This window comes from Lactiplantibacillus sp. ME-2 (assembly GCF_022549155.1).
Classification (GTDB): Bacteria; Bacillota; Bacilli; order Lactobacillales; family Lactobacillaceae; genus Lactiplantibacillus; species Lactiplantibacillus plantarum.
In genome coordinates, this window is sequence record NZ_JAKZEQ010000064.1 from 1 (window position 1) to 7,280 (window position 7,280).

The following is a 7,280-nucleotide window of genomic DNA, read 5'->3' on the forward strand; positions in this document are numbered from 1 at the left end:
GATTAGCTTAGCCTTCCTGCGAATACTCTTGAAAAGATTCTAAACACGTTCTAAGTTTGTTATGCTTTAAATGCTAAAAATTGTTGCATATCCCGCTGCTTTCAACCAAATTTTTTTAATTGCTTTATGCAGAGAATCTTCATAAACCTGGCAACAAAATTTGAATAACTAACTTTAAGAACTGCGTATCTAAATTGAAATTATTATTTTAATGTTAGGAGTAATTAAGCTGGACTAAAAGAAAGTATTAAAACCAATTGATGAAATGCTTGCTGATCCTTGGCAAGTTGATATTCAAGAATTGTTTGAAGCTTCTTTCAATGAACCTGACGAGATCAAAAAGAATTTGTATGATTCCCTGTATACTTATGTTTTGCAAAAAAGAAAAGAAGATATTATTAATCGTCCTGGCTTCGTTATTTAGCCCTCTAAAAGCCTGCTGAGGGCTTTTTATTTTTGCTTTGGTATAAATATATATAAACAGTCTCAAAATCTCTAGAAACGAGAAATAAGGCCTTTAAAAACGAATATAGCAGTTAGATTCTTGTTAAGATTCAAAAAAACTAACTGTTTGCTGTCAATGGTAGCGGACGAGCAAAACGTGGGAGCATAAGGAATTGACAGCTTTTAACTAGTTTTTACACCTTTTAGCGTATAAAGTTGCTTAGGTTGCTTGTTAGCACACAAAAAGGCCTATCAAATTAATGACGGGCCTTTATGATTTTGCTAGAATTGTCACACTATTATGAAGTAGGTGTTTGTGTCATGTCGGAGACACAAGCATGATTATAGCACTATGCAAGCTTGGTGCAATACTAAAAAAGTGAACACCCGGGTAAGTGCTAACTAAGAAGTTGTCACTTCGAAACGGAATACCATGAGTCCTAAACTAAGTAGGACAACTTCATTTTAGATCATTCTCATTAAATTGCAATATAAAAAAGCGACTACCTAAACAGATAGCCGCTCCCCCAAGTAATATAGATAACACACATTATTATAATAGCATTAAAATTGACATAATAAAAAGGTCTATCCAGTTAAGAACAGGCCTTTTTACTATACTTTTAGAGAGAATTAATCTGCGTCAACTCAGATCAATTACACCCAGTTCAAAATGAAAGAAGTGTCTCATGCCTGAACACAAGCATAGTATAACATGGTAAAAATTTGTTGCAATACTAAAAAGGTCTATCCAATTAAGGGTAGGCCTTTTTATTGTGCAGTTAAGTTACTGAAAGTAGTGTGTAATGCCATGTCATGCAGTACAAGCATAGTATAGCATGGTCAGAAATATACGCAACCACTCAATTTAATCAAGTTAACATAATCCCCATTAATCACAGTACCCCCACTAACACCGTGTTAGCAGGGGTACTTGTTTTTTACTTTGTGAAATTAAATTGGTCTAGGTAAAACGATCAAATCAAAGCCTATTTTAACAGCATTCTTATTTTAGGAAAGTTAGTGAATTCTAGCCAATGGTGGAACCTGATCACGGCTAACTTTCTTATAATTAGTCACACCAAATTTAGGATTATATGTAATTCTAATGATCTGTCCCTTATGAAATGGCCCTAAATCATCAGCAACCGTGTGAACCTCTAACCGTTGCCGATTCCCATACTTATCTTTAGCAATACCACGATAAACATAGCCGTTCTGTGTAATCCCAACCGGAACTGTTACAGGAAATGATTCACTACTACCATTAACTCGCATGTAGTAATAATCACCACCATACCGATAAATATGCCACCCAATACTTAAAACTGTAACTCCAACTAGGAAAACAACCAAGACACTTTCTATCCAATGATTTTTAATTGCAGACTTACTCAAAAACAAATCCCCCTAAACTCTATAAAAACACTTAAAACTAACTTGACTTTGGTTTCGCCCTTTGCTGTTCAGAACGCTTGAACCTGAGCGGGATATAGTTTTCCCCTTGTTTTGCGAAGAAGAAAACTTTTTGTTGTTCGTCACGAATCACCGTCACGTAAAAACACTTGTATTGTTACTATTGCGCTTGTAGATTAGCCTAACTAATTTAGCCTATAAAAAAAGCACCCTTTATAGGTGCCAGCAATCATTTATTTTTAGTTGTTTGGATCACTGGCCTTGCGTAATCGCCCTGTACTTTCGTACTGCTTTACCGCCCGCCCCGTACGTGGGGCCACCGTTCGGAACCAACCTAAATACAAGTATAGGTTAATTCCTAGTGGGAGTTTATAGCGGCGGCTCTCACTTGACCTGTCGACTTGTTTCATTAGCTCCGCTAACCGGCTGTCAGTCCTCGAAAGGTAAGATTAGTTGGCTTGGCTAGAATGTTGCCACTCTAGTAACGGGGCTTGGCTCCCCCGTGATCCAGAAAAATTCAACTCTACCCACTTGAAAAATCTTACAATAGTAGGTAAAATGAACACATAAACTTTGATAAGGGTTATGTGTTCCCCCGGTGGCGACCGAGGGAATTTTTTTGTCTATTCAATTTAGTTACAAACAGTATTATACCCCTTTGCCGATAATATGACAAAGGGGTATTTTTAACGTCTTAGCCAGCCGAATAAGCCCTTTTTAAGCGTTTTTGTTTCTTCCCACTTAGAATTACTTTCGGTAGGCTTTAAAACGTCTGTATCGTCGTTTTGCGAGGGGCTATCGTCCTTTGAGGGGGTGTTGTTCGTAGAGGTATCAAGTAATTTTTCGTTTTGACGGTTAGTAGACAAATTGAGCTGTTGTTGCTGGTCAAGTAATTGAGTTAGCTTTTCAATTTGTCTATCCTTTTCGTCTAGTTGACGTCGAATTATATCAAGAACTTTATCGTCAATTGGTGACGTTTTTTCTTGTTTAGACTTGGTGTTACTGTTTGCATAGTATTTACGAATAGCATTGACAACACTATCGTCAATTATATATCTATCATTGCTGTCTTTTGAGGGTTTTTCGTTGTCATCAAGCATATCAATGATTTGATAAACCCTTGCACGTGATATCTTCAAATCTTTAGCTATTGAAGATATTGTCTTATTTGCCATTTTACGTCATCCTTTACGTTAGTCTATACGTTTATATTAACATAGTTAATCAAGGTGAACACTGAACGAGGGCTTAGAACACGTCTCTCAACATATGATATATATCCTATCGCGGAGATTTTTAAGAATAGTGGATGTTTTGGCTCGATAGGGACGGCTACCTTTCTGACCAGTATAATTCTATTATGCCAATTAGTTAGTACATATTACTACCAAAAGAAGGAGTAACTCCAAACACATGAAATTAAAAGTTTGGTGGCTAAGCAATCTTATTTGGCTAATCATCTTCAGTATATTAAGCTTTGTAATTTTCATTAGAAAAGTTGCTGGTGCTGGAACGATTCAAACGCCAGCAACTAAATTAGCTGCTTTTATTGTGCTAGTGGTTTTCTTTATTGTTATCATCTTGATCCAACTTGTCTTACTGCTATTTGTTAAGCATAGAAAGTAAAACTAAATCAGGGTCTATAACTAACTAGGCCTTTGATCATTTCTAAAGCCATTCTTCAGAACGTTATTACGATCTGAAGAATGGCTTTATTGGCTTGTGCAAGTAACATTTGCGTGACTAATGCTAGTAATTCTTGCTAGGATTGCCTTAGATCCTTGATTATGATTTAGGAGGAGTGAGATTTGAGCTTTAAAGACGATATCAAGACCTTGCGCAGACAATCTAACTTAACCCAAGAAGCGTTAGCTCAAAAATTACATGTGACCCGTCAAACGGTCTCAACTTGGGAAACTGGCAAGAATATGCCAAGTTTAGAGACCCTGCATGCTTTGAGTCAATTGTTTAACATCTCACTCGAAAAACTTCTATTTAACGAGGAGATTGCAATGAGAAAAGATAAAGAACCCTCTTTGGCTACCCAGATAGATCATGATGTTAAGCTTAAAAGTCGTTATCGTCGTTGGACTTTTGGTTTAGGTGGCTTGATCGTACTAGCACTGGTTAGTATTGGTATTTTATGTTTGGGATATTATAAAGGTATTGGGACGATTGATCGCTTTGATCCGTTTTTATCCTATAAAGTCGGGTACACTAAATTACCTAGTGAAAAGGAAATTTCTCCTAACAATAAGGCGACCAATGGTTACTGGACCGCTTGGTTCACCGATAATACGATGGGTAATGAATGGACCAAATTAACCTTAACGACGGGGCTTAATCCTGGGGTCAAAGATCCTTATGTGATGGCGTATCATAAGGGCAGCTATGTTAAAGTTGCACGTATTGTGCCTCGCACCTACATTAATCAGACTTATGTTAGCAACTTAGCAGCGCTAGATGCCTTGTTAAACCATAAGGGAAATACAGCGACTAACAATCATGACCTTAAGAAGTATAAGACACAAATCCACATATCCGACACTATCCAACAGTTAGTAACTGAATAGAGAACCACCAAATTACAATCCCCAAAGCAGCTTTAGGGTCTATAAATCTAAATAACCATTTAGTACTAAATACTTTTTAAATAGTCTTTCAAAGCGGCATTGTTATCGCTTTGAAAGACTATTTTTGTCAAATTCGGAGTCAAATTAAATCGGTCAACACATAAAAAATAATGTCTTTTGTTTACATTTATTATAAATAATGTTAACTTAAAATAAATATTATTTAATTAAGGAGGGGAAAAATATGAACTGGTTTTTAACACTAGATCAAGCGGACCAAGAATTTGTTAAACAGTTAGTACATGCTTCGGGCTCTCTAAAGCAATTGGCAAAGGTATATCAAGTAAGTTATCCGACCGTCAGAATGCGCTTGAATAAAATTATTCAAAAAATTGATTTAATTGAACAGAATGATACAAGTACCTTTGAAAACAAAATTATGCAATTGGTAATTGACGAAAAAATATCGTTAGACTTAGCAAAACAAATTATTGAAGATTTTAAGGAGGAAAAACATGAGTGAGTTTAAAGGGCTTTTAATGGGTATGTTGATTGTAGCTATCCTTTACATTTTAGATAGATATTTGCCAAAATGGTTTGGAGCGATTCCTGGAATTGCTTTTCTGTTATTAATGGTTTATATCATCTTTACTAAGGATCAGTCTTTACTAACCAAACTAACGTTATTGATTGTGGGAGAGGCAATTTTAAATGGTATCTGGTTAGAGGCACTGGGGGATAGGAAGAAGAAAGCCAGCAAAGAAATCGAAAAAATGAAAGCTAAAGATTTGTCAAAAAATAAAGAGGAATATTAAATTGTGAATATATTCTCAGCATTACTCTGGGTAATTGTCATTGTCGCTACAATATTGCAATATGTCTTAGGCTATTTTAATAAGAAAATATTGGGTTAATCGGATATTTTATTTCCGGAAATAATAAGAGAAAGAAAAAAATAGAGAAAGAAATGAATATTATGAAAGCTAAGGATATATCACGAAAAAAATAACACCTATAAAAAGAGCAGCACCGAATCATTACTTACTCTTGTTGCGTTCCATATTTTAAAACTACACTATTGTTAGCTGTTGTCATATTGATTGGAATTTTTGTTAAAACATACTTTTTGGGATAGGTAGTTGCTTATGAAGACTATTACCTTGGCTCGAGGTGATGGCATTTTTTATACACTTTAGCAGCTTTGCTCCTACCAGTGGGGGCTATAATCTCCAAATCGCCCCTCAAAATCATTGTTAAAATAACCCCCAACATCTATAATATAGATGTTGGGGGTTATTTGTTTTAATATTAGAGAAATGACTTCTTCTATTTATCATCAATACTAAACAATAATTTGTACAAAGTGATTATTTCTTCTAGTTCTTCACGCGATACATGATCGACAATAGTTTCATCAGTGACATGTCTTGCCCGTAAATCTAAGGCTATGGTTTGATCTAATAATACTTTTCCATATACTGTTTGACTACTAGTTAGTCGATGATACATTGGAAAATTACGCTTGGTACTGCTAATTGGAGCCACAATCGTCATGTTACTTGTCTGACAGACTAGATCATTGCTCAGAGCAATGGCTGGTCGCTTATTCATCTGTTCATGACCACGGCTTGGATTAAAGTTAACATAAAATATATCACCTTGGCTTACCATTGAAGTTCATTGCCTTCTGACTTTCCCCAATCAAGCTCGTGATCCCTTTTCCCGTCATCTTTCCAATCCTTAAATAGTTCGTGAATATTGGTTGGGTTCTTTTTTATTGGTGTTAAAACAATTGATCCATTTTCAATGGTTATTGTCATATCTTGGTTATCATCTAATTTCAGTTGTTTAATAATTTGGCTAGGAATTCTAGCAGCTTTCGAGTTTCCCCACTTTGCTAAGCGTGTTTGTTCTTTAATAAGTTCCATATTTTCCCCTCCTAAATTATTATTACAAGTCAAGTATATCCCGTGTAGATACGCAATGCAAATATTCTTACTGGAGGTCATTTACATGCAACAAGTTGTCTTACCCATAAAAGATTCAAACGTTCTTAAAGAGGTTCAAGATACGTTACTCAATAACTTTAAAGCTGGCCGACGTAACTATACGATTTTTCAAGTTGGTAAAGCTACGCTACTGCGAGTGAGTGACGTTATGGGTTTAAAACAGACCGATATTTTTAATCTGGACGGTTCTATTAAACAAAATGCGTTCATTCATGATCGAAAAACTGGTAAGCCTAATACCTTGTACCTTAAACCAGTTCAAACAGAACTCTTATTGTATCGTCAATGGCTGCTTGATCATAAACTAGCATCTGAATGGCTCTTTCCTTCCATTCAACACCCAGATCGCCATATCACTGAAAAACAGTTCTACAAAATTATGAGTAGGGTTGGCGATCTGTTAGGAATTAATTATCTAGGTACTCATACGATGCGCAAAACCGGGGCTTATCGTGTTTACACGCAATCAAATTACAATATTGGCCTAGTCATGCACTTACTAAATCACTCAAGTGAATCAATGACTTTAGCTTATTTGGGCTTGGATCAAGCAAGTACAGAAAACATGTTGAACCAAATTGATTTTGGGTAAATTGGTTTTGATTTTGTTGTCGCCAACGGCGACTTCTGATACAGGCTTTTAATGGGCCTAGCACAACATAGAATAAATTCTATGTGTAAGTGCACATTGACCTCGTTTCACTCGGTCTGCTGATAACCATAAAATCAATTTCTGCTGTTGTTGAATGGAATGTATTTTTAATTCAATTTATGCTTGTACTTAACTAAGAACGTGTTTGGATACTTTGACATTCGATTTGATTTTAGTTAAATTAGA

General features: G+C 35.7%; 9 protein-coding genes. 5 read left to right on the plus strand and 4 right to left on the minus strand.

The annotated features are described in order from the left end of the window. Positions 1–1,464: 1,464 nt before the first annotated feature. Entirely contained in the window at positions 1,465–1,842 is a 378-nt protein-coding gene (locus MMY95_RS14620; protein WP_003646093.1) for a YxeA family protein, read from the minus strand. 704 nt (positions 1,843–2,546) lie between these two features. Then, positions 2,547–3,035, minus strand: a complete 489-nt coding sequence (locus MMY95_RS14625) for a DUF536 domain-containing protein (RefSeq protein ID WP_241277764.1) — start codon at positions 3,033–3,035, stop codon at positions 2,547–2,549. A gap of 238 nt (positions 3,036–3,273) precedes the next feature. On the opposite strand from MMY95_RS14625, the gene MMY95_RS14630 reads away from it, so the two are divergent. From MMY95_RS14630 to MMY95_RS14645, 4 genes are all read left to right on the plus strand, one after another. Continuing rightward, the gene (locus MMY95_RS14630) at positions 3,274–3,486 is read left to right on the plus strand and encodes a DUF3923 family protein (protein ID WP_015063544.1); all 213 of its coding nucleotides are present in this window, start codon (positions 3,274–3,276) and stop codon (positions 3,484–3,486) included. A gap of 182 nt (positions 3,487–3,668) precedes the next feature. Beyond that, positions 3,669–4,433: a helix-turn-helix transcriptional regulator gene (locus tag MMY95_RS14635; protein ID WP_063722188.1), complete on the plus strand. Its 765-nt coding sequence runs from the start codon at positions 3,669–3,671 to the stop codon at positions 4,431–4,433. 244 nt (positions 4,434–4,677) lie between these two features. Next, complete coding sequence (locus tag MMY95_RS14640) at positions 4,678–4,956, plus strand: DUF2089 family protein (protein ID WP_241277765.1); 279 nt, start codon at positions 4,678–4,680, stop codon at positions 4,954–4,956. After that, positions 4,949–5,248, plus strand: a complete 300-nt coding sequence (locus MMY95_RS14645) for a hypothetical protein (protein WP_241277766.1) — start codon at positions 4,949–4,951, stop codon at positions 5,246–5,248. Before MMY95_RS14640 ends, MMY95_RS14645 begins: the two co-directional genes overlap by 8 nt. Before the next feature lie 511 nt (positions 5,249–5,759). Here the strand turns inward: MMY95_RS14645 and MMY95_RS14650 are convergent. Further along, entirely contained in the window at positions 5,760–6,104 is a 345-nt protein-coding gene (locus tag MMY95_RS14650) for a type II toxin-antitoxin system PemK/MazF family toxin (RefSeq protein ID WP_001748110.1), read from the minus strand. Beyond that, a complete protein-coding gene (locus tag MMY95_RS14655) occupies positions 6,098–6,361 on the minus strand; it encodes an AbrB/MazE/SpoVT family DNA-binding domain-containing protein (protein ID WP_003643337.1) in 264 nt (87 codons plus the stop codon). Before MMY95_RS14655 ends, MMY95_RS14650 begins: the two co-directional genes overlap by 7 nt. Positions 6,362–6,446: 85 nt before the next feature. Here MMY95_RS14655 and MMY95_RS14660 point away from each other — a divergent pair, with 85 nt between their 5' ends. Beyond that, positions 6,447–7,034, plus strand: a complete 588-nt coding sequence (locus tag MMY95_RS14660) for a site-specific integrase (RefSeq protein ID WP_003646144.1) — start codon at positions 6,447–6,449, stop codon at positions 7,032–7,034. Positions 7,035–7,280: the final 246 nt, after the last annotated feature.